23 protein-coding genes are annotated in these 22916 nt (G+C 67.6%); 19 read left to right on the top strand and 4 right to left on the bottom strand.

All coding sequences use genetic code 11. From position 1 onward, the window contains the following. A complete protein-coding gene (locus PTQ19_RS02740; protein WP_274368362.1) occupies positions 1-1431 on the bottom strand; it encodes a TrkH family potassium uptake protein in 1431 nt (476 codons plus the stop codon). A 104-nt stretch (positions 1432-1535) separates the two neighbouring features. On the opposite strand from PTQ19_RS02740, the gene PTQ19_RS02745 reads away from it, so the two are divergent. From PTQ19_RS02745 to PTQ19_RS02785, 9 genes are all read left to right on the top strand, one after another. Further along, a complete protein-coding gene (locus PTQ19_RS02745; RefSeq protein WP_274368363.1) occupies positions 1536-1946 on the top strand; it encodes an ArsR/SmtB family transcription factor in 411 nt (136 codons plus the stop codon). Positions 1947-2033: 87 nt separating this feature from the next. Beyond that, positions 2034-2225, top strand: a complete 192-nt coding sequence (locus PTQ19_RS02750) for a helix-turn-helix domain-containing protein (protein WP_274368364.1) — start codon at positions 2034-2036, stop codon at positions 2223-2225. Positions 2226-2338: 113 nt separating this feature from the next. Beyond that, positions 2339-2437, top strand: a complete 99-nt coding sequence (locus tag PTQ19_RS02755; RefSeq protein WP_003792170.1) for a 30S ribosomal protein bS22 — start codon at positions 2339-2341, stop codon at positions 2435-2437. An 82-nt stretch (positions 2438-2519) separates the two neighbouring features. Beyond that, a complete protein-coding gene (locus PTQ19_RS02760; protein WP_179409073.1) occupies positions 2520-2795 on the top strand; it encodes a glutaredoxin family protein in 276 nt (91 codons plus the stop codon). Beyond that, entirely contained in the window at positions 2792-3094 is a 303-nt protein-coding gene (locus tag PTQ19_RS02765; protein ID WP_179409072.1) for a Dabb family protein, read from the top strand. The genes PTQ19_RS02760 and PTQ19_RS02765 overlap by 4 nt, the downstream gene beginning before the upstream one ends. Positions 3095-3242: 148 nt before the next feature. Then, positions 3243-4037 (top strand): basic amino acid ABC transporter substrate-binding protein, encoded by a 795-nt coding sequence (locus PTQ19_RS02770; protein WP_206550482.1) that lies wholly within the window; start codon positions 3243-3245, stop codon positions 4035-4037. A gap of 22 nt (positions 4038-4059) precedes the next feature. Further along, positions 4060-4851, top strand: coding sequence for an amino acid ABC transporter permease (locus tag PTQ19_RS02775; protein ID WP_274368365.1), 792 nt, complete (start codon positions 4060-4062; stop codon positions 4849-4851). Further along, entirely contained in the window at positions 4848-5603 is a 756-nt protein-coding gene (locus PTQ19_RS02780; protein ID WP_274368366.1) for an amino acid ABC transporter ATP-binding protein, read from the top strand. The genes PTQ19_RS02775 and PTQ19_RS02780 overlap by 4 nt, the downstream gene beginning before the upstream one ends. Positions 5604-5790: 187 nt before the next feature. Further along, positions 5791-10920, top strand: coding sequence for a metallophosphoesterase (locus PTQ19_RS02785; protein ID WP_274368367.1), 5130 nt, complete (start codon positions 5791-5793; stop codon positions 10918-10920). Between the two features lie 91 nt (positions 10921-11011). Here the strand turns inward: PTQ19_RS02785 and PTQ19_RS02790 are convergent, their stop codons facing one another. Beyond that, entirely contained in the window at positions 11012-11194 is a 183-nt protein-coding gene (locus tag PTQ19_RS02790) for a YegP family protein (RefSeq protein WP_179409068.1), read from the bottom strand. Between the two features lie 120 nt (positions 11195-11314). On the opposite strand from PTQ19_RS02790, the gene PTQ19_RS02795 reads away from it, so the two are divergent. The 4 genes from PTQ19_RS02795 (at position 11315) to PTQ19_RS02810 (ending at position 15227) form a co-directional block, all read left to right on the top strand. Then, complete coding sequence (locus PTQ19_RS02795) at positions 11315-12139, top strand: sulfite exporter TauE/SafE family protein (protein ID WP_274369018.1); 825 nt, start codon at positions 11315-11317, stop codon at positions 12137-12139. A 96-nt stretch (positions 12140-12235) separates the two neighbouring features. After that, complete coding sequence (locus tag PTQ19_RS02800; RefSeq protein WP_274368368.1) at positions 12236-13495, top strand: ABC transporter substrate-binding protein; 1260 nt, start codon at positions 12236-12238, stop codon at positions 13493-13495. Positions 13496-13539: 44 nt separating this feature from the next. Then, positions 13540-14388 (top strand): carbohydrate ABC transporter permease, encoded by an 849-nt coding sequence (locus tag PTQ19_RS02805; protein WP_274368369.1) that lies wholly within the window; start codon positions 13540-13542, stop codon positions 14386-14388. Then, positions 14385-15227 (top strand): carbohydrate ABC transporter permease, encoded by an 843-nt coding sequence (locus PTQ19_RS02810; protein ID WP_274368370.1) that lies wholly within the window; start codon positions 14385-14387, stop codon positions 15225-15227. The genes PTQ19_RS02805 and PTQ19_RS02810 overlap by 4 nt, the downstream gene beginning before the upstream one ends. 134 nt (positions 15228-15361) lie before the next feature. Here PTQ19_RS02810 and aspS read toward each other — a convergent pair whose 3' ends face one another. Beyond that, a complete protein-coding gene (gene aspS / locus PTQ19_RS02815) occupies positions 15362-17146 on the bottom strand; it encodes an aspartate--tRNA ligase (protein WP_222445250.1) in 1785 nt (594 codons plus the stop codon). 146 nt (positions 17147-17292) lie between these two features. Between aspS and PTQ19_RS02820 the strand changes: the two genes are divergently transcribed. Both PTQ19_RS02820 and PTQ19_RS02825 read left to right on the top strand, forming a co-directional pair. Then, entirely contained in the window at positions 17293-17682 is a 390-nt protein-coding gene (locus tag PTQ19_RS02820; RefSeq protein ID WP_179409064.1) for a DUF5684 domain-containing protein, read from the top strand. Positions 17683-17684: 2 nt separating this feature from the next. Then, a complete protein-coding gene (locus tag PTQ19_RS02825) occupies positions 17685-18323 on the top strand; it encodes a histidine phosphatase family protein (protein WP_179409063.1) in 639 nt (212 codons plus the stop codon). Positions 18324-18342: 19 nt separating this feature from the next. Here the strand turns inward: PTQ19_RS02825 and PTQ19_RS02830 are convergent, their stop codons facing one another. Continuing rightward, a complete protein-coding gene (locus tag PTQ19_RS02830; RefSeq protein WP_274368371.1) occupies positions 18343-19242 on the bottom strand; it encodes an NAD(P)/FAD-dependent oxidoreductase in 900 nt (299 codons plus the stop codon). A gap of 61 nt (positions 19243-19303) precedes the next feature. Between PTQ19_RS02830 and PTQ19_RS02835 the strand changes: the two genes are divergently transcribed. From PTQ19_RS02835 to resB, 4 genes are all read left to right on the top strand, one after another. Then, positions 19304-19714 (top strand): MerR family transcriptional regulator, encoded by a 411-nt coding sequence (locus tag PTQ19_RS02835; protein WP_274368372.1) that lies wholly within the window; start codon positions 19304-19306, stop codon positions 19712-19714. Between the two features lie 61 nt (positions 19715-19775). Next, a complete protein-coding gene (locus tag PTQ19_RS02840; RefSeq protein ID WP_425313174.1) occupies positions 19776-20414 on the top strand; it encodes a TlpA family protein disulfide reductase in 639 nt (212 codons plus the stop codon). After that, a complete protein-coding gene (locus PTQ19_RS02845) occupies positions 20411-21175 on the top strand; it encodes a cytochrome c biogenesis CcdA family protein (RefSeq protein ID WP_274368373.1) in 765 nt (254 codons plus the stop codon). The genes PTQ19_RS02840 and PTQ19_RS02845 overlap by 4 nt, the downstream gene beginning before the upstream one ends. Positions 21176-21206: 31 nt before the next feature. Next, positions 21207-22916: a cytochrome c biogenesis protein ResB gene (gene resB, locus PTQ19_RS02850; RefSeq protein ID WP_274368374.1), complete on the top strand. Its 1710-nt coding sequence runs from the start codon at positions 21207-21209 to the stop codon at positions 22914-22916.

Below are 22916 nucleotides of genomic sequence, written 5' to 3' on the forward strand. Positions count from 1 at the left end.
TCAACCAACGATCGGCCTTTCGACGGGCAGCGAGTACAGCTGCGAGCGGGAAGTCGCGGCGATCGCCGCGGCGAGAGTCACTGTACCAACGCGCCCCATGAAGATGGTGGCCGCCATCACGTACTTGGCACTGTCGGGCAGCGTCTCGGTGAGGCCGGACGAGAGCCCGACCGTGCCGAACGCCGAGATGACGTCGAAGAGCACATCGACGATCGGGGCTTTCGTGATCTGCGCGATCACGATCGTCGACAGCGCGACGATCGTGGCGCCCCAGGCGACGACGCTGAGGGCGACGCGCTGCACGTCGCTGGGGATGCGGCGGCCGAAGGCTTCGACCGACTGGCGTCCCCGGGCCTCGGACCACACGGCGATGGCGAGCACGGCCAGCGTGGTCACCTTGATTCCGCCGGCGGTGGATGCTGAACCGCCGCCGACGAACATCAGCATGGTGGCCGCGAGCATCGACGATCCGTTCAGGTCGGCGATGTCGATCACGCTGAAGCCGCCCGAGCGCGTCATCGCCGACAGGAACAGCGCGTTCATCGTCGTCTCGGTGGCATCCATCGAGCCGAAGGTGCGCGGGTTGTTGTACTCCAGCACCAGGAAGACCGCAGCGCCGAGAAAGAACAGCAGGATCGTCGTGATGAGGGTCAGCTTGGAGTGCAGCGACCAGCGCTTGACGTGCCAGACGTGCTTGGCGAGGGTGTAGATCACCGGGAACCCGATGCTGCCGAGGAACACGCTGGTCATCAGCAGGATGAGCACCAGGTAGTCGTCGGCGAAGACCGAGACGCCGCCGGCGTTGGGCGTGAAGCCGGTGTTCGTGAACGACATGGCCGCGTAGTAAGGGGCCTCCCACAGCGCGGCGATCGGGTCGATGCCGGCCCAGATCAGCGCCGGGTACAGCAGCACGGCCACGGTGCCCTCGATCACCAGCGTCGACAGGGCGACGGTGGTCAGCAGCTGGCCGACTTCACCCAGGCGCACGGTCTGGCTCTCATTGACAGGTCCGCCGTGGGCGCGCATCGGGTTGGTGTCGCCGGCGGCGATCAGCTTGGCCCGCAACCCGAGCCGCTTCGAGATGACCAGGCCGAGCAATGAGGCGAGGGTGAGGGCGCCCATTCCGCCGATGTTCACGCCGACGAAGATGACGACGTTGCCGAACGGTGACCAGTGCGTGGCCATATCGACCGTCGTCAGGCCCGTGACACAGATGGTCGACATGGCGGTGAACAGTGCATCGCTCAGCGGGGTGATCGTTCCCGACGCCGACGAGATCGGCAGGGACAGCAAGCCCGTGAACAGCAGGATCAGTGCGGCGAACACGACGATCGCGAAGCGCGACGGTGATGAGGTGATGACGTGCTTGATCCATCTGGCGGCGCCGTGCAGGCCCCGCCGCGGGGTGGATGCCGACAGGATGCCCGACATCGAGCCCCCTTCTGCTGTGTGCGCTCGGCGCGCTTCGCCGGGCCCTGGTCATGGTACTCCGTGCTCGCGTGGTACTCGGTGCCCACGCCGACTACCCTGAGGGGATGACCGACATCTTCGACGTGATCGCAGACGGTACGCGACGCGACATCCTGCGGCTTCTGCTGGACGCGTCGGCCACGGGTGACGACGGGACCAGTGTGACCGGGATCGTCAGTGAGCTCGGTATCAGCCAGCCGACGGTCTCCAAGCACCTCAAGGTGCTGCGTGAGGCGCAGCTGGTCACTGTGCGAGAGGACGGCCAGCGCCGCTTCTACAGCATCTCGGTCGCACCACTCGAGACGGTCGACGACTGGCTGGTCCCGTTCTTGGTCGATGCCTATGGCGACCAGGCACCCGATGTCGAGATGCCGGTTGCACCGCTGCCGCCGGCGACCGTGCAGGCGGCCGAGGCAGTCGGTCGCGCCGCGGCGTCGGCGAAGCACGCCGTGACGAGTGCGTTCAAGCGCCGCTGAGTGGCGCCGCTTTCACATCAGCAACACCGGTTTACACGCGTCCCGCCCACGCCCTATGCTGTGCATCAATAGAAAGGGGTATTGGGGATGCCCGACGTTCAAGACGTTCGATTCCTGACGGTGGCCGAGGTCGCCGAACTCATGCGCGTGTCCAAGATGACCGTGTACCGGCTCGTGCATGCTGGGGAGCTGCCTGCGATCCGCTTCGGCCGCAGCTATCGCGTGCCAGAGTCCGCCGTCGTCGAGATGATGAACAAGCCCGTCTCTGACGCCGGTTGAGTCGGGTTTTCCGGCAGGTCCGACCGTTTGCTAGAATCATCCGAGGCATTTTTCCGTGCCCGTACCCGGGTGCCGACTTCATGGCACCCAACCCCTGACTTAGTGAGGTTTCCGTGGGTTCAGTCATCAAGAAGCGCCGCAAGCGCATGGCGAAGAAGAAGCACCGCAAGCTGCTTCGTAAGACTCGCCACCAGCGCCGCAACAAGAAGTAAGCGGCACGACACCAAGCGCCTCCCGATCGGGCATCGAGCCCGTCGACGGGGGCGCTTCGTGTACTGCCCGCAGGAGAAACCCATGCCGTCTACCACCCTCACGCTGATCGGCAAGCCCGACTGTCACCTCTGCGACGTCGCGCACGAGATCGTCGACGCCGTCGTCGCCGAGATGCCGGATGCTGTCGCCGAGCGCATCGAGATCGTCGAGCAGTCGATAGGCGACGACCCCGCACTGTTCGAGAAGTGGTGGGAGAAGATCCCGGTGGTGCTGATCGACGGTGAACTGCACGCGCACTGGCGGGTGTCGGCGGAGCGCCTGCGCGAGGCGCTGCAGAAGAAGGCAGGAGCACAATGACCATTCGTCACGTCGTGAGCTGGAAGCTCGCCGACCCGGACGCCACCGTGCGGGCCGAACAGGCGACCGAGGTGGCCCGCCGACTGAACGCACTGATGGGTGTGATTCCGCAACTGCGCATGGTCTCGGCCGGCGCCAATGTCGCCTACCCGGACGTCAACTGGGACGTCACCCTGGTCGCCGACGTCGACACGCTCGACGATCTCGAGGCCTACCAGGTGCACCCCGCCCACCAGGAGGTCGGTGTGTACATCCGATCCGTCGTGGCATCCCGCGTCGCGGTGGACTTCGAGATTTGAGCAGAGGTCGCAACGCAACCGTGACCCGGAGAGCGGATTCCGCAGGGGTCATGGGGCGCTTGGCATGCCTATGATGATCCGTACCCGACCGAGGGTCCGCATGCCGAACCCCGGCGTGAAGTCTGTACCCCGTCACGAAGGAGTGGCCATGAACCACCGTCCCGTTCTTTTCAGCGCTGCCGTTCTCGCGGCCGCCACCCTCGCACTCACCGGCTGTGCGGGCGGCGATGATGCCCCCGTCGAGGAGGGCGCGCTCGAGCTGGTCACGCCGGGCACGCTGACCGTGTGCTCCGAGGTGCCCTACCCGCCCTTCGAGATGGAGGACGGCAACGGCGGCTACACCGGCTTCGATCTCGACCTGGTCGCTGCCATCGCCGAGAAGCTCGACCTCGAGGTCAGCATCCAGGACGTCGGATTCGACGGCCTGCAGTCGGGCACCACGTTGATCGCCGGCACATGCGACTTCGGCGCATCGGCGATGACCATCACCGAGGAACGCAAGACGAACCTCGACTTCGCCGACCCGTACTACGACTCGCTGCAGTCGCTGCTGGTCAAGACCGACTCGGGCATCACCGGCATCGACGACCTCGAAGGTCGCAACGTCGCCGTGCAGCAGGGCACCACCGGTGAGAACTACGCCGAAGAGAACGCCACCGGCGCCGTCCTCGTGCAGTACCCCGGTGACGCCGAGATGTGGCCCGCTCTGCAGGCCGGTCAGGTCGAGGCGATCCTGCAGGACCTGCCGGTCAACATCGAGCACGTCAAGGCCGACTCCGATTACGAGGTCGTCGAGGAGTACAACACCGACGAGCAGTACGGGTTCGCCTTCGCGAAGGGTGAGCGCACCAACCTGCGCGAGGCCGTCAACGGCGCGCTGCAGGAGCTGCGCGACTCGGGCGAGTACGACACGATCTACGACAAGTACTTCTCGGCCGAGTGAGCCGTAGAGTCGAGGACGAGCAGTGGCACTGCGCAGACGTACCCGGGGTCTGATCTACCGGGGCACGATGTACGCCCTCTTCATCACGGTGGTCGTGCTGATCATCGCGATGACCGACTGGCAGACGATCGGAAAGCAGTTCTTCAATCTTGAGGTCGCGGCGAAGCTGTTCCCCGACATCATCATCGTCGCACTGCGCAACACGATCCTGTTCACGTTGATCGCGTTCACGGGCGGGTTGCTTCTGGGCATCCTGTTCGCGTTGATGAAGCTGTCGGTGATCGCGCCGTTCCGGTGGTTCGCCACCGGCTGGATCGAGCTCTTCCGTGGATTGCCGGCGCTGCTGACGATCTTCGCGATGGCGTTCATCCTGCCGATCGCGTTCGGCATCAAGCCGCCCGGAGGCCCGGTCGGCGCCGGTCTGATCGGTCTGATCCTGGTCGCCTCGGCCTACATGGCCGAGGTGATCCGCTCGGGCATCCAGGCCGTGCCGAAGGGGCAGACCGAGGCGTCGCGCTCGCTGGGCATGTCGCCGATGAAGACGATGTTCTGGGTGGTGCTGCCGCAGGGCTTCCGCATCATCATCCCGCCGCTGACGAACGAGTTCGTGCTGCTGCTGAAGGACACCTCGCTGCTCTTCATCGCCGGCACCTTCCTGTGGTCGAAGGAACTCACCACCTTCGCCCGGGATGCGAACACGACGTACGCGAACGCGACCCCGCTGATCATGGCGGCGATCCTGTACCTGATGGTGACGATTCCGCTCACGCGCTTCACCGCGTGGCTGGAGCGACGGATGGCGAGAGAACGATGAGTACCGACCTGATCGACATCCACGCCCCCGCGATCGAGATCCGCGGGCTTCACAAGTCGTACGGCGAGAACGAGGTGCTCAAGGGCATCGACCTCACGGTGACCGGCGGCGAAGTCGTGTGCATCATCGGCCCCTCCGGGTCGGGCAAGTCGACGCTGCTGCGTTCGGTGAACCTGCTCGAAGAGCCGACGGCGGGCAAGATCCTCATCGAGGGCATCGACATCACCGATGAAGAGACCGACATCGACCGTGTGCGTCGGCGCATCGGTATGGTCTTCCAGAGCTTCAACCTCTTTCCGCACATGACAGTGCTCGGCAACCTCACGCTGGCGCAGCGCCGTGTGAAGAAGCGGACGAAGGAAGAGGCCGAGAAGCTCGCGCGCGAGATGCTCGACCGCGTGGGACTCGCCGAGAAGGCCGATGCCTACCCCGGGCACCTCTCGGGCGGGCAGCAGCAGCGCGTGGCGATCGCTCGGGCGCTGTGCATGAACCCCGACATGATGCTCTTCGACGAGCCGACGTCGGCACTCGACCCCGAGCTGGTCGGTGAAGTGCTGCAGGTCATGCGCCAGCTCGCCGATGAGGGGATGACGATGCTTGTGGTCACCCACGAGATGGGCTTCGCCCGCGAGGTCGGTTCGCGCCTGATCTTCATGGACGGCGGACACGTGCTCGAACAGGGTGACCCGCGCAAGGTGCTGGCCGATCCGCAGCATCCGCGCACGCAGGACTTCCTCTCGCGCGTGCTCTGACGATCAGATGCCCGGCCGTGTTCACCGGCCGGGCATCTGTCGTCTACCGGGGTGAGCCCGAACGGATACCGGCGGTTGCCGGTGCCCGGATAACTTCTGAGCGTCCTACCCGCTTAGAAGATCCCGGTGTATCAGCGTGCCCTCGTGTCGTCATCCCCTGTCTCTACCCGCATTCCTCGGAGCTACGGTGCTGGCCGCCGCCGTCCTGACGCCCACCGCCGCGGCAGCGGCCGGAGGTGACGCATTCGGCGGCATCGTCCACGCGTCGACCCCGACCGCTGACATCGCGCCGCCGCCGCTGATCGTCACAGAGATCCTCGCGAACACCGCCGGCGCCGACCACTTCGAGTACGTCGAGATCCACAACACCACCGCGGATGCCATCGACCTCGCCGCCGGCGGGTACGCCTTCGCCTATTCGTACAGCGACTCGACCGACCGCAGCAGCGACGTTCCGCTGACCGTCGACGAGCCGCTCGTGCTTGCGGCCGGTGAGACCGCGGTGCTGTGGCTCAGCTACACCGCAGGCACGGTGGATTCCTTCGCCCGAAGCATCGACGACTTCCGTGCGTATCACGCGGTCGACGCGGCCACCCAGGTGGTGCGCCTGACCGGTCAGTCGGGCATGGCCAACGGCGGCGACCGGGGCATCCGCGTGCTCAAGGATGACGAGCTACTCACCTGGTCGCACTACCCGACGGGTTCGATGGGCAACGACCTCGCCGTGCACTTCCGCCTGCCTGCGGCCCCCGCGGCCGCGGGCGCACCCGAGAGCATGAGCGTCTTCGGGCTGCAGGCCGAGCGCTCGCCGGGAGCCGTGCTGCCACAGGCCCTCCAGCGCCCGGCGCCACCGGTCGACCCCGAACAGCCCCAGCCCGGAACGGCGGCGAACTGGCCGCTGATGGTCACCGAGATCGCTCCCGACAACGCCGGTGTCGACGATTTCGAGTACTTCGAGGTGCACAACACCACGGATCGCACCATCGACCTCGACGGCGACGGGTTCTCGTTCGCGTACATCTTCGCCGACTCCGATGACCGCACCCGCGACGCTGCGCTCACCGTCGAGCCGGGAACGTCGATCGCCGCTGGTGAGACCGTTGTGTTCTGGCTGAGCTACACCACGACGACAGTGGACTCGTTCGCGCGCACAGTCGACGAGTTCCGCGCGCACTGGGGAGCCGCCGACGACACCCGCGTGATCCGGGCAGAGGGGCAACCCGGCATGGCCAACGGCGGCGGCCGCGGTATCCGGGTGCTGCAGGGCGACCGGGCCATCAGCTGGTCGTACTACCCGACCGGGTCGACCGCCGTGGACCGCACGGCGCACTTCCGCATCCCCGCCGACCTCGACACCCTCAGCCTGCCGGTGCTGGAGCAGACCGGTACCGCGACCCCCGGCAGCATTGCCGCCGACGCGCTGACGGCACCCGAGCCCGAGCCGGAGCCGGACTTCGATCCGCAACCCGACCCGTCTCTCGTGACCTCGGCGCTGCAGGTCACCGAGCTGCTGCCCGACTCGACGAACGTCGGCGGCGCCGACGGGTTCGAGTTCATCGAGGTCTACAACGCCACCAGCGAACCGCTCGACTTCGGCGATTACACCGTCAACTACCTCTACGCGACCGACGAGTACGTCAACACGCAGACCAGCCGCTGGCCGGCGACGCCCGGCGATGTGGTGATCCCGGCCGGCGAGACGCTGGTGTTCTGGATCAAGAACGGCGCCAACGACGACCTCGACGCCGCCGCGTTCAACGCCCACTTCGGCACGGCGCTGACGATGGGCGTCGACCTGGTCGAGATCTCGGCGGGCGGCATGGCCAACTCGTCGCCGCGCGGCATCGAGATCATCACCAACACCGGGCACTCGCTGAACCGAGCGCACTACCAGCTCGGCGCCTCCGACGACACGATCGCCGACCAGGGCATCCGCTATGCCACGCGCGAGGACGACCAGACCCTGCAGCGCATGCTCGGCATCGCCGCGGCGACCCCCGGCGCGGTGCAGTCAGACCAGGTGCCCGCCGGACTGATGATCCTCGCCGCCGACGGCTCGGCACCGACGATCCAGGACTGGACCAAGAACGAGATCGACCCGAACGCCGGGTTCACCCTCGACTTCACGATCACCGACGACGTGCTTCCCCGCACGGTGACGCTGATGCTCAGCAACGACGTCGACGGTGCACAGGCGCCGATCAACCTCTCCGACACCGGTTCGGGCGTATACCGGCACGTGATCGACCCCGTCGACCTGATCGGCAAGTCGTGGGTCGAGTACGCCCTTTCGGCGAGTGACGGCACCAACGTCACCACCATCGAGACGGTGCGCGTGCCCGTGGCCGGCGCGAAAATCGAGCCGCTGCGGCTGAACCTCGACGATGACGCCTTCGTGTCGGGCACGACCACGGTCGTGGCCGCCGGCGAGCAGTCGCCCGACGGCATCGCCGTCGACGGCGAACCGCTCGCCACCGAGGCAGGGCTCGAAGACGAACCGGTGTTCGTGTTCGAGGCCGCCGATGTCGACTACTACTTCAAGAACGGCGTGCTGGTCGGCGACGAGGTGCTGCGCATCTTCGACACCGGCATCTACAACGGCTGGGAGACCATCGCCACTCCGGTGCCGCTGTCGTACATCCGCGAGGGCGACGAGCTGGTCGTCAGCGTGTGGGCCGGTACGAAGGCCGCGCCCGAGATCGACGAGTTCGAGAACAACGACGATTTCAGCATCCGCGGTCTGCGCATGATCCTGCCCGACGGGCGCACCCTCACGCCGCAGGGCTACGACGACCCCAACCACGTGCTGAAGATGGGCGACAGCGTCGGCAAGCTCGACTTCTTCGACGCCCGCTTCACGCTGCCCGCCGACGCGTTCAGCGCCGTGAGCGCACAGTGGGACACCACGCCGCGCGAGGACGGCGCGGCGACGGTCACGGCGACCGCCGGCGAGCACACCGTCGCCCGCACGGTGACGGTCGACAACACCGGTCCCGAGGTGACGACCGAGATCGTCGACGGAACCGCCTACCAGGGCGAGATCACGATCGACGCCGAGATCTCGGATGCCGGTGTCGGCGGCGTCACGACGACCGCGACGCTCGACGGTGCCGAGATCACACTGCCGCACACGACCTCGTCGGTCGACCTGGAAGCCGGCGAGCACCGGGTGCAGATCACGGCGACGGACGCCTTGGGCAACAGCTCGGACTACGTGTCGACCTTCATCACCTTCGACGAGCAGCCCAGCGCCGGCGCGATCGCGCCCGTCGAGGGGGCCGAGGTCGAAGCGGGCGAGATCACGCTGCAGGCCAAGGTCGAAGACCCCACCGGCGATGTGCTCGACGTCGCCTTCCTGGAGGGGCGCCGGGTCGACCTCTCGGATGGCGACATCGAGTTGCAGTCCGGCGTCGTCTCCGACGCACTCTCACTGGACCGCGAGCGGCCGCAGGAGCTCACCTCGGAACAGGTGCGGATGCTGGCGGTCGCCGACGGTCTGGCCGGCGACGCCACCACATCGACCACCGCGTTCCCATACCAGCTGTTCGATGTCGCCGTCGGTGACGCCGCGGACGGCTCGCTGGTGCGCGCCACGTGGACGGGCACGGCGAACGCCGACGCCACCGTGGTCATGTACGCGCTCACCGCGGACGGTGCGACCTGGGCCGAGCAGACCCGGCACGTCGTGGCCGAGGCGGGGGAGTTCACCCTCGACGCGGCCATCGACGTCACCGCGCATGCCCGCGACGGTATCGTGCGCGTGCTCGTGCAGCACTCCGAGGGCTTCGCCGGCGCTGATCACACCACGCGCGAGTCGGATGTCGCGCTGCCGCATCCGCTCGACACTCCGCGCTCGGAGTACGACTTCACCTTCGCGTGGGAGTCGGACACGCAGTACTACAACGAGGATGCCGTCGAGGGCGAGGATCGCTACCGCCACCAGCAGGCGATCCACACGTACCTGGTTGAGCAGCGCGAAGCGAAGAACATCCAGTACCTGTTCCACACCGGCGACATCGTCGACGACTACGACCAGATGTACCAGTGGCGCAACGCCGACCCCGAGTACGCCAGGCTCGACGAGATCGGCCTGCCGTACGGGGTACTCGCGGGCAACCACGACGTCGGAAACCACTTGCTCGACTACGACAACTACGGCACCTACTTCGGTGAGGAGCGGTACGCGGGCAACCCCTGGTACGGCGGCAGCTACGAGAACAATCGCGGCCACTACGACCTGCTCTCGGCCGGCGGCATCGACTTCATCATGGTCTACATGGGGTGGGGCCCCGCCGACGCCGAGATCGCCTGGATGAACGAGGTGTTGGCGCAGTACCCCGATCGGGTGGCGGTGCTCGCGCAGCACGAGTTCATCCTGACCACGGGCGGACTCGGTGCGACGCCGCAGCGCGTGCTCGACGAGGTCGTCGCGGTCAACCCGAACGTCAAGATGGTGTTCTCGGGCCACTACCACGACGCGTTCACGCGCACGGATGAGTTCGACGACGACGGTGACGGCGTCGCCGAGCGCACGGTGTACTCGATGCTCTTCGACTACCAGGGCCTTCCCGAGGGCGGACAGGGCTTCTTGCGCCTGCTGCACTTCGACACGCAGGGCGAGCGCATGATCGTGCGCACCTACTCGCCGTCGCTGGAGGACCCCGACCGCGGCGGCGCGCTCGGCAAGCACGACTCGGACCACCCGAGCCTGGCCGATGCCCCGCAGCAGTTCGAACTGACCTTCGAGCAGTTGGGGATCACCACGGTCGAGCGGATGCTGCAGACCGACGCCTTCTCGGCAGAGATCCTCACCAGCACCGAGGTCGCCGCATTCGATGACGTCGCATCCGGATCCATCCTGTCGGCGGCCTGGCCGCTGACCGAGGTCGGGGAGCGCGGATGGTACGTGCGCACCAGCGACCCGCACGGCGCGGTGGACTACTCGCCCGTCCAGCTGTTCACGGTGATCCCGGCATCCGATGGTGGCGACGGCGGTGACGGTGGCGACGGCGGCACGGATGGTGGCGACGGCGGCGACGGCGGTACGGATGGTGGCGACGGCGGCACGGATGGCGGCGACGGCGGTACGGATGGTGGCGGCTCCGACGGTGGCGACACCGACGAGGGCGGCTCTGATGGCGGCGACACCGACGGTTCGGATGTCGGCGGCAGCGTCGCCGGTGGCGAGACCGACGACGGCGCCCTGGCCACGACGGGGGCCGACACCGGCGCGGTGATCGCCTGGACCCTCGGTGGCCTCCTGACCCTCGCGGCAGGCGTCGGCCTCATCCTGCGCAGACGACGCGCGGTGCGCTGAAGAACAGTGCGCTGACGAACGCCGGGGCTCCCGGTCACCGTCATCCGGTGACCGGGAGCCCCGGCGTTCACCTCAGAGAGTCCGCGTCGGGTCAGCCCTCTGTCTCGACGACGTCGGCGTCGGCGGCGTTGCGGCGAACCGAGTCGATCCCGTTCAGCGCGCCCGACTTCGAGGCGTAGCCCTGGCCAGTCGCGATGACCTCGCCGTTGCCGGCCTTGAGGCGGAACCGCCAATCGCCGCCCTTGTCCTGATACAACTCAAACTTGCCTGCCATCGCGCACCTGCTTTCTACGGGGTACGGAGCGGGGCGCTCCCGAGACACAAGCTAGCGGTTCGGATGCGTCGCGTGAAGGGCGCGTCGGTGGATGCCCGTGGCTCTGGCATCCTGTTGGGGATGGACATCGGCGCGTTCCTCGGTCTCGAGCAGCTCACGTGGGGCGTGCTCATCTTCATCGTCGTCGCGGCCTTCGCCGCCGGGTGGATCGACGCGGTCGTCGGTGGTGGGGGTCTGCTGCAGCTGCCGGCGCTACTGCTGGTGCCCGGCATCACTCCGGTGCAGGCTCTCGCGACCAACAAGCTCGCCTCGGTCTTCGGCACCGCGACCAGCAGCGTCACGTACTACCGGCGGGCGAAGCCCGACATCCGCACGGCGCTGCCGATGGCCGCGATCGCGCTGGTCGGGTCGTTCGGCGGTGCGGCGGTGGCGACGATCCTCCCGCCGGCCGCATTCAAACCGATCATCGTGATCGCGCTGCTCGCCGTCGCACTGTTCACCGCCTTCCGCCCGCAGCTCGGTCAGCGCACGCTGCTGCGCTTCCACGGGCACCGCCACCACATCGCGGCGGGCGCGGCGGGCCTGGCCATCGGCTTCTACGACGGACTGATCGGCCCCGGCACCGGCACGTTTCTCGTGATCACCCTGGTGACGTTGCTTGGCTACGACTTCTTGCAGGCCAGCGCGAAGGCCAAGATCGTCAACCTCGCCACCAACATCGGGGCGTTGCTGTTGTTCATCCCGCACGGCGCCGTGCTGTGGGTGCTGGGCGGCATTCTCGCCGTCGCCAACGTCGCCGGCAGCTACCTGGGCTCGCGCATTGCGATCGCACGCGGCACGCGGTTCATCCGGGTGGTGTTCCTGATCGTCGTCATCGCGCTGATCGTACGACTCGGCATCGACGTCTGGCACGAGAACGTGCTGCCCTGGCTCGCCGCACGCTGAGGCGGTCTCGGGGACTATCCCGGCGCGCATCCTCCCGCGTAGACTCCCAGTGCGGCTGGGGACCGCTAGCATGTGTCGACCGGAGGAAGGACGAAGATGTCGGAGGTCAGCAAGAAGGCGCTGGCGGGGCCCGCGGTACTCATCATCGCCGCGCTCGCGCTCACCGGGTGCTCGGGACCGAGCGACAACGGCGAGGTGACCCTCGAACTGCAGTCGGCGATGGCCGAGGACAGCCCGCGCTTCCAGTCGCTGTCCGCGCTCGCCGCAGCGTATGAGGACGAGAACCCCGGGGTCACGATCGATGTGGTTCCCCTGGCGCAGGACTACGAGGGCGACATGAAGGTGCGCATGGCGTCGGGTGACCTGCCCGACATCTGGGCGACGCACGGCTGGTCGCTGCTGCGCTACAGCGAGTTCCTTGAGCCGCTGCAGGAGCGTGCCTGGGCAGAGAACCTCAACCCCGTACTCGACGCGACCATGCGCAACGACGCCGGCGAGTTCTTCGCACTGCCGTTGACGACCGACGTCGCGGGCATCGTCTACAACCAGACTGTCCTCGACGACCACGGGATCGACCCGGCGTCGCTGGGCACGATCGACGCGTTCGACGACGCCCTCGAAAAGCTCGCCGAGGCTGGGGTCGTACCCATCTCCGCCTCGGGCAAGGACAGCTGGTTCGCCGGCAACGTGGCCGACTGGCTGGCATCCGGTTCCTTCGACGAGAGTGAGTCCGATCGGCTCGCGGGCGGCGAGTTCGTCGACAGCGGTTTCGAGGCCATGTACTCCACGCTCGCCGACTGGGCCGACGAGGGCTACTTCAACCCCGACTTCTCGGCCGCGACCAGTGACGACATCGCCACGGCGCTCGGGCAGGGCACCACGGCGTTCGTGATGATCCAGAACAGCCTCGCGCTCAGCGCCCGGCAGTTCGTCCCCGAAGCCGAGCTGGGATTCCTGCCGGTTCCGGCGATCAACGGAGACCCCGAGTACCTCATCGGCGGCGAGGGCGTCGCACTCGGCGCCTGGCGTGACGGTGAGAACAAGCAGCAGGCGCTCGACTTTCTCGACTTCCTCGCCGAGACCGAGAACATCGGCGCCTTCGCCGGCGAAGACGGCAACCCGGCAGGACTCACCGGGGTCGACGTCGACCTGGGGGAACTCTCTGACAGCTACGAGCAGTTCTTCGCGCCCGGAGACGTGCGCATGGTGCCGTACTTCGACCGCGCGTATCTGCCCAACGGCATGTGGAACACGCTGATCACCACGACCAGCGGCGTGGTGACCGGGCAGGCGAGCGTCGACGATGCCGTCGCACAGGTCGAGGCCGACTTCGGCACCCTGTTCGGGCAGCAGTAACCGTGCCGCGGCGCGGGCGACCGTACAGCCTCTACCCTCGGCGGTTGAACTGGCTCTACGTGCCGGCCGTGCTGCTGTTCGCGGTCTTCTCGATCTACCCGCTCATCAGCGGGATGGGGTTGTCACTGACCAACTGGAACGGCTATAGCCCCGGCCGGGCGTTCGTCGGGTTCGACAACTACGCACGCCTGTTCAGCGACGACGTCTTCCGCACCGCGCTGATCAACACGTTCATCTACGGCGTGGGCAGCACGATCATCCAGCAGATCCTCGGGCTGGGCCTGGCTGTGGTGCTCGACCGGGTCGTGCGGGGCGCGTCGCTGCTGCGCGCGATCATCTACCTGCCGGTGATGGTCTCACCCGTCGTGCTGGGCACGATGTACTACCTGATCTTCCGGTACAACAATGGCGCGCTGAACGACCTGCGGGCGCTGTGGGGCGCCGACCAGGTCGCCTGGCTCGCGGACGCCTCGGCAGGCGTGACGATCATCGTGATCGTGAACTCGCTGCAGTTCGTCGGCATCTCGATGGTCATCTACCTCGCAGGGCTGCAGGCGGTGCCGAACGAGTACTACGAGGCAGCCGAACTCGACGGCGCCGGGTGGTGGCAGCGGTTCCGGAACATCACCGTGCCGTTGCTGCAGCCGGCGTTCGCGACGAGCATCGTGCTCAACCTCATCGGCGGGCTCAAGCTGTTCGACGTGATCCAGGTGCTCACCGGCGGCGGCCCCGGCACGTCGACGCATTCCGTGTCGACCCTGATCGGGCAGACCTACTTCGGCAATCAGGCGGCCGGATATGCGGCATCCATGGGGGTGGTGCTGTTCGTGCTCATCGCGGCGGCGACGTTCGTGCTGAACAGCGCGCTGAACCGAAGGCGGGTGCAGCTATGAGAGAGGCATCTGCGGTGAAAGAGGCATCGGCGCCGTCCCGGGTGCTCATCTACGTCGCGCTCGGGTTCGTCGCGCTGCTGCAACTGCTGCCGTTCTACTTCGGCATCACCACAGCGGCCAAGCCCAAGAGTGACCTGTCGTCGGCGTGGGCGCTGCCGAGCGACATCTACTGGCAGAACTTCACCACCGCGGTTCAGCAGGGCGGCATCCTCACCGCGATCGGCAACAGCGCGATCGTCACCGTCGTCTCGACGGTGCTGGTCTGCGTGCTCGGTGCGCTGACCGCCTACCCGCTGGCGCGGCGGATCACGCGCGGCAACCAGCTGGTCTATGCCGGCATCCTCGCGCTGATCATGATCCCGCCGCTGTCGGTGCTCGTGCCGCTGTACACGCTCATGAAAGACATCGGTGCGCTGAACACCCACTGGGGCATCATCCTGGTGATGGTCACGGGCAATCTGCCCCTGGCGGTGTTCCTGTACACCGCGTTCATGCGCAGCCTGCCGGTGTCGATCGAAGAGGCCGCGGTCGTCGACGGAGCGAATGCGCTGCAGGTGCTGTTTCGCGTCGTGTTCCCGATGCTCAAGCCGGTCACGGCGACGGTCGCGATCCTTGCCGGTGTCGCCATCTGGAACGAATACGCGTTGAGCTCGTACTTCTTGCGAGACCCCGACGTGCGCACGATCGCCCCCGCTGTGGCGAGCTTCTTCGCCGCGCAGGGCAGCAATCCGGGTGCCGCGGCGGCGGCATCGCTGCTCTCGGTGGTGCCCGTGCTGCTGGCGTACCTCTTTCTGCAGCGCAGCTTCATCACGGGCATGGTCGCCGGCGCGATGAAGTAGCGCGGCGGGCACTCGACCCACTTTCGCCGACACCCCCAGAACGCGCCGAGACCCCTACGTATGGACGTCCATACGTAGGGGTCTCGGCGGCAGGTGGGGGTGTCGGCGAGCGACGACCGCGAGGCGGGCGGATGCTACTCCGCAGCCTCCTCCTCGGGCTCGGTGTCGACGCCGGCCTCGGCGCGCTGCTCGGCCGTGATCGGCGCGGGCGCCTCGGTCAGCGGGTCGAATCCACCACCCGACTTCGGGAAGGCGATCACCTCGCGGATCGAGTCGGTCTTGGTCAGGTGCTGCATGACGCGGTCCATGCCCAGGGCGATGCCGCCGTGCGGGGGAGCGCCGAACTTGAACGCCTCGAGCAGGAAGCCGAACTTCTCGTCGGCCTCCTCTTCGCTGATGCCCATGACCTTGAACACGCGCTTCTGCACGTCTTCACGGTGGATGCGGATCGATCCGCCGCCGAGCTCCGAGCCGTTGCAGACCAGGTCGTACGCATAGGCGAGCGCCGCACCGGGGTCGGTGTCGAACGTGTCGGCGAACTCGGGCTTCGGGCCGGTGAAGGCGTGGTGCACGGCGGTCCAGGCGCCAGCGCCGACGGCGACGTCACCCGAGGCGACGGCATCCGAAGCGGGCTCGAACATCGGTGCGTCGACGACCCAGGTGAACGCGAACACGTCCGGGTCGAGCAGCTCGAGGCGGCGGCCGATCTCGACGCGTGCGGCGCCCAGCAGGGCACGGCTCTCCTTGGTGGAACCGGCGGCGAAGAACGCGCAGTCGCCGGCCTTCGCGCCGACGAGCTCGGCAAGGCCGGCCTTCTCAGCATCCGACAGGTTCTTCGCGACGGGACCGCCGAGCGTGCCGTCCTCGTTGAACAGCACGTACGCGAGGCCGCGTGCTCCGCGCTGCTTGGCCCAGTCCTGCCAGGCGTCGAGCACCTTGCGCGGCTGCGAGGCGCCGCCGGGCATCAGCACGGCGCCGACGTACTCCGACTGGAAGACCCGGAACGGGGTGTCCTTGAAGTACTCGGTCGCCTCGACGAGCTCGAGGCCGAAGCGCAGGTCGGGCTTGTCGGAGCCGTACTTGGCCATCGCGTCGGCGTAGGTCATGCGGGGCAGCGGCGTCGGCACGTCGACGTCGATGGTCTTCCACATCGCGACGACGAGCGACTCCATCATCTCGATGACGTCCTCCTGGTCGACGAAGGCCATCTCGATGTCGAGCTGCGTGAACTCAGGCTGACGGTCGGCGCGGAAGTCCTCGTCGCGGTAGCAGCGCGCGATCTGGAAGTACTTCTCGACACCGCCCACCATCAGCAGCTGCTTGAACAGCTGCGGCGACTGCGGCAGGGCGTACCAGCTACCCGGGTGCAGGCGTGCCGGCACTAGGAAGTCGCGGGCGCCCTCGGGTGTCGAACGGGTCAGCGTGGGCGTCTCGACCTCGACGAACTCGCGGGTGTGCAGTTCGTCGCGGATGGCCTTGTACACGTCGGAACGCAGGCGCATGGCGGATGCCGGTGCCGGGCGTCGCAGGTCGAGGTAGCGGTGCTTGAGGCGTGCCTCTTCGCCGACCGGGTCGGACTCGGCCAGTCCGCTGGAGACCGGGAACGGCAGCGGGGCGGACTCATTGAGCACGACGACGTCGGATGCGATCAGCTCGACGTCACCGGTGGGCAGGTTGGGGTTCTCGTTGCCGGCCGGGCGGCGCGAGACCTCGCCGGTTACCTGCAGCACGAACTCGCTGCGCAGCGGGTGGGCGACCTCTTCATCGCGGATGACGACCTGGGCGATGCCCGAGACGTCTCGAAGGTCGATGAACGCGACGCCTCCGTGATCGCGGCGACGATCGACCCAACCCGAGAGGGTGACGGTCTGACCGATGTGCTCGGCTCGCAGCGAGCCTGCCGTGTGGGTGCGAAGCACGGAGATTTCCTCCTGATAGGGAACGAGATGCCTGCCCAGTTTACGTGGACGGCGTGCGCACCGTGGCGGGCGCGGATGCCTTCAGTAGACTCGCGAGCACGGGCAGGTCGCCCGCCAGCAGTCCCATACGCATGGAAGGCACCCCAATGAACAAGGTGGGCTCGGTGACCGACGCGGTCGACGGCATCTACGAAGGCATCTTCTCGGGCACGACCGGTCTGATCGCCCTGGCGTTCTACGTGCTCGTGGCCGTCGCGCTGTGGAAGGTGTTCACCAAGGCCGGATACCCGGGCATCCTCGCGCTGATTCCGATCGTGAACGTGATCTTCCTGGTCAAGATCGCCGGCATGTCGGGCTGGCTCGCACTGCTGTACCTGATCCCGATCGTGGGCTTCATCTTCCACATCATCGTCTGCGTGAAGGTCGGTGACGCCTTCGGCAAGGGTGGTGTCTTCTCGTTCTTCCTGCTGTGGATGCTGCCGTTCATCGGCTACTTCATCCTCGGTTTCGGTGAGGCGAAGTACCGCAAGGCCTGAGCATGACGGCATCCCGACTGCACCTGGTCCGGCACGGCGAGGTGCACAATCCCGCGCGCGTGCTCTACGGCCGTCTTCCCGATTACCACCTGAGCGAGTCGGGGCGGCGGATGGCGCGCGCCGCCGCCGAGCACATCGCCTCGCTCGATCGCCCCGTGCGATCGTTGCGGTGCTCTCCGCTGGAGCGCACGCAGGAGTCGGCCGAGCCGTTCACCGAGCTGTTCGGGCTGGCGCCCACGCTCGATGAGCGCATCATCGAGCCGACGAACGTGTTCGAGGGGCGGCGCATGTCGCGGGCGCTGCGCGATCCGCGCAACTGGTGGCACCTGCGTCGTCCGTCGCTGCCCAGCTGGGGTGAGGCGTACAGTTCGATCGCCCAGCGGATGCAGGAGGCGATGAACGAGGCCTGGCACGGCACCGTGGAGTCCGCGACCGAGGGCGGCGACATCGTCTTCGTCTCGCACCAGGCGCCGATCTGGATCACCCACCTCTCGGTCGCGGGGTTGCCGCTGCGCCACGACCCTCGAACGAGGCGCTGCGCGCTGTCGAGCGTCACGAGCTTCGAGCGTGTGGGCGATGTGTGGCGTGAGGTCGACTATGCCGAGCCGGCGCCGAAGGGCATCGATCTCGGCGCTGTCTGAGTGCCCGTGGGCGGGGCGGTCACTGCCCGTCGCCCGCGGCCAGCTGCATGGTGATGAACGACGCGGCTCGCTGCCCCGATGCGGCCGCCGAGATCACCGACGGCATGCCGCCTGCGGTGGCGGACTGGGCGATGTCACCGGCGGCGAAGACGCCGGCGTGCGAGGTGCGGCCCACGTCGTCGATCTCGATCGCCCCGTTCGGCAGCATCCGCAGTCCGAGCTGCGCGGCGAACGGTGCGCGCTGCCGTGTGTCGCGGGGTGTCAGGAAGAGCGCGGCGACGTCGACGGCGGTGCCCGCGTCGACGCGCACGCCGTCGTCGGTCTCGGACACGGCGGCGACGGGCGCGGAATGCACGGTGACGTTCGCGTCGAGTAGACGGGAGCGGATGCCGGTATCCAGGCCGCCATCGTCGAACACGACCAGCTCGGCGGCGATCGGGCCCAGCAGCTGCGCCAGGTGCTCGATGCGGGCATCCGCGCCGAGCAGGCCGACGCGACGGTCGGTGAACTCGTGCCCATCACAGAACGGGCAGTTGAACGCGCGGCGCCCCCACAGGCCATCGAGCCCGGGGACCGGCGGCAGCTCGTCGAGCATGCCGGTCGCCAGCAGCACGATGCGGGCGCGCAGGGTGCTGCCGTCGGCGAAGACGGCCTCGTATCCCGCATCCGCCGCTCGCACCGTCTCGACGGTGTCGTCGTGCACCGTCACGGTCGGGTAGGCGACCAGTTGGCGACGCGCGGTCGCGCGGAACTCCGTGGGCGGGGTGCCGTCGGCCGCGAGCACGTTGTGCATGTGGCGCACGTGCTCGTTGCGGTACCGGCCCGAGTCGATGAGAGCGGTGGTGCGGCGCATGCGCCCGAGCGTGAGAGCCGCCTGCAGACCGGCGGGGCCGGCTCCGATGATGATGACGTCGTGCATTCTTCTTCCTCCTGAGGGTGCGGTCCTTGCGTTCCTCACGAGTGTGTGACTTCATGTTGACATGAAGTCAAGCGACCGGCATCCGTGGTCGATCGGCGACGTCGCCGAGCGGTTCGAGCTGCCCACCCACGTGCTGCGGCACTGGGAATCCATGGGGTTGCTGACGCCGCCCCGCGACAGCGGCGGGCGGCGGCGCTACGGCGAGGACGACATCGTGCGCGTCGCGGTGATCCTGCGCAGCAAGGCCGCGGGCATGAGCCTCGATCAGATCGTCCACCTGCTCGAGCGCGACATGACCGGTCGCCACGAGGTGCTGCACGCCCACCTGGACGATCTCGATCGGCGCATGGCCGAGATGCGGCACTCGAAGGCGATGACCGAGCACGCCCTGCGCTGCACCGCGCACGACATCGCAGCCTGTCCGCGCTTCCGCGCCGAGGTCTCGGACATCATCGGAGACCTGCCCCGCTGACCGCTCGCACGGGGCCGCGCATGTCAGAGCGCGCATAGGAAACGTGCGTACGATTCCCAGCGTGTCATCTCGTGTTCCTTCTTCTCGTGGTGCCCGCAGCCGACGTTCTGTGAAGGTCGCGGCCGCGGCGATCGCCGCAGCACTGGCCGTCGGCCTCAGCGCGTGCTCGACCGATGACCCCGCCGCCGAGGCGTTCCGCAACGGCGACGAGAAGGCCTACACCTCGGCCGACTTCCGCACGCAGGAGATCCCACCCGCCGACCGTGGCGAGCCGGTCGAGTTCGGTGGCGTGACCGAGAACGGTGAGGAGTTCTCGAGCGCCGACATCAGCGGCCAGGTCGCCGTGGTCAACTTCTGGTACGCCGGGTGCGGCCCGTGCCGCCTCGAGGCTCCCGATCTGGAAGCCGTCTGGCAGATGCACCAGAAAGACGACGTCGCCTTCGTCGGCGTCAACATCTACGACCAGCCCGCCACGGCACTCGCGTTCGCCGAGACCTACGGCATCACCTACCCCAGCCTGATCGATGCGACCACCGGCGAGGCCAAACTGGCCTTCGCTCAGGTGACGCCCATCCAGGCGCCTCCGACCACCCTCGTGCTCGACAAGCAAGGACGCGTCGCAGCACGCATCATCGGACCGATCGACGGAACCTCGATCCTGTCAACGATGATCAAGGACGTGCTGAAGGAGGAGGCGTGAGCCCCGAAGCCGTCATCGGCGCCGGCGCTCTCTGGCTCGCGATCCCGCTGGCGATGCTTGCCGGGCTCGTCTCCTTCGTCTCACCCTGCGTGCTGCCCCTCGTGCCCGGCTACCTCGGGTTCATCGGTGGCGCCGCAGGCGCCGCCACGACCTCCGCAGAGGGCACGCAGACCCAGACCACGACGCGTCGGCGGATGCTGCTGGGTGTGCTGCTGTTCATCGCCGGCTTCACGGTCGTGTTCGTCGCCATCACCGCGCTGAGCGGCACGTTCGGGGCGTTCGTGTTGCAGTGGTCGGGACTGATCACGCAGATCCTCGGCGTGTTGATCATCATCATGGGGCTGGTCTTTCTCGGCTTCTTCGGCTTCGCCCAGCGTGAGATGCGGATGCAGGTGAAGTCCAGCACCGGACTCATCGGCGCACCGCTGCTGGGTGTCGCTCTGGGCCTCAGCTGGGCGCCCTGCATGGGGCCGACCCTGACGGCGATCGTGGCACTGTCGTTCAACATGGGCACGCCGTGGCGGGCATCCCTGCTCGGCGTCGCCTATTCGCTCGGGCTGGGTATCCCGTTCCTGCTGCTTGCGCTCGGCTTCGGCTGGGCGACCCGCGCGGTCGGCTTCGTGCGCCGCCACATCCGCACCGTCAACATCATCGGCGGCGTGCTGCTGATCGTGCTCGGCGTGCTCATGGCGACCGGCATCTGGACCGAGATCATGTCGAGACTGACGGCGGTGATGGCCAGTGTCATCCTCCCCATCTGACCCGACCCCGCCCGAGAAGAAGGGACCCCGCGTGGACCGCACCGGCACGTCTGCCGCCACCGACCCACGGCGCCCGTCCGACCACATCGGCGCGGAACAGCCCGACAGTGACATCGCCCAGCCGAAGCTCGGGCCGATGGGATGGCTGCGCTGGGGATGGCGGCAGCTGACGTCGATGCGCGTCGCGCTGATCCTGCTGCTGGCGCTGGCGATCGCGGCGATTCCGGGCTCGATCTTCCCGCAGCGCGGTGCCGACCCGAACGGTGTGGTGCAGTACCGGCAGAACAACCCCGAACTGTTCCCGATCCTCGACGGGCTCAGCCTGTTCGATGTCTACTCGTCGCCCTGGTTCTCGGCGATCTACCTGCTGCTGTTCATCTCGCTGATCGGATGCGTGCTGCCGCGCATCAAGCATCACGCCAAGGCGCTGCGCACGCAGCCGCCGCGCACCCCTGCCCGACTGTCGCGGCTCGATGACCACCGCTCGGTGCAGCGCGAGACGACCGACCCCGAGACCGAGGCTCCGGCGGCCATCGACGTCGCCGAGAAGCAGCTGAAGTCCCTCGGCTACCGCGTCGCCCGTTACGACCGGGGCAACACCTGGTCGGTGTCGGCCGAGCGCGGCTACTGGCGCGAGACCGGCAACCTGATCTTCCACATCGCGCTGGTGGGCGTGCTGATCACCGTCGGCATCGGCAGCGGCTACGCCTACACCGGCCAGAAGGTCGTCATCGAGGGGTCGAGTTACGTCAACACGCTGATCGACTACAACTCGATCGACCGGGGTCGCCTGGTCGCAGACGACGCCTTCAACCCGTACGCGATCACCCTTGACAGCTTCGACGTCACGTACGAGGACTTCGGCCAGCCCGGCGCCGGCCAGGCCGGCAACTTCGCCGCCAACGTTTCGGTGCAGCACACCGACGGCTCGACCAGCGACGGCAAGATCCAGGTCAACCACCCGCTGCACGTCGAGGGCGACAGCGTGTACCTGCTGGGCAACGGGTACGCCCCGACGATCACGGTGCGCAACGCCGAGGGCGTGGCGGTACTCAGCCAGCCGGTCGAGTTCCTGCCGCAGGACAGCGCGATGACCTCACTCGGCGTCGTGAAGATCACCGACGGCATGCCCGAACAGCTCGGCATGATCGGATTCCTGTACCCGACCGTGGTCGAGCTCGACTCGGGTGCGTACGCGTCAGCCCACGGTGCGCTGAACCTGCCGCTGCTCACGCTCGACGTGTACCAGGGCGACCTCGGCATCGACGGCGGCCGGCCCGTCTCGGTGTTCGAACTCGACACCGACGGCCTCGACAAGCTCAACGGACGCGGCACCGACGTCGCCTCGATCGAACTGCAGCCGGGCGAGACCGCCGATCTGCCGAACGGTCTCGGCACCGTCACCTTCGAAGACGCCTCGCCCGCCGACGCGAACGGATCGCTGGAGTCGGTCAAGCGCTACGTGTCGCTGCAGATCCACCACGACGCCTCGGCCGTGTGGGTGCTGGTCTTCTCGATGCTCGCTCTGGGCGGACTGGGTCTCGCCCTGTTCGTGCCCCGCCGCCGCATGTGGGTCAAGGCGACAGCATCCGACAGCGACAGCATCCACCTCGAGTACGCCGGGCTCGCGCGCGGCGAAGACCCCACCTTGGCCGCTGCCGTGGACGACCTCGTCCGCGGTCACGAGCGGCTGCTCGACGGGACCGCGCCGCAGCGCGGGACCTCCGTGAAGGGAGCATGA

The sequence above is a fragment of the Microbacterium esteraromaticum genome, assembly GCF_028747645.1.
Classification (GTDB): Bacteria; Actinomycetota; Actinomycetes; order Actinomycetales; family Microbacteriaceae; genus Microbacterium; species Microbacterium esteraromaticum_C.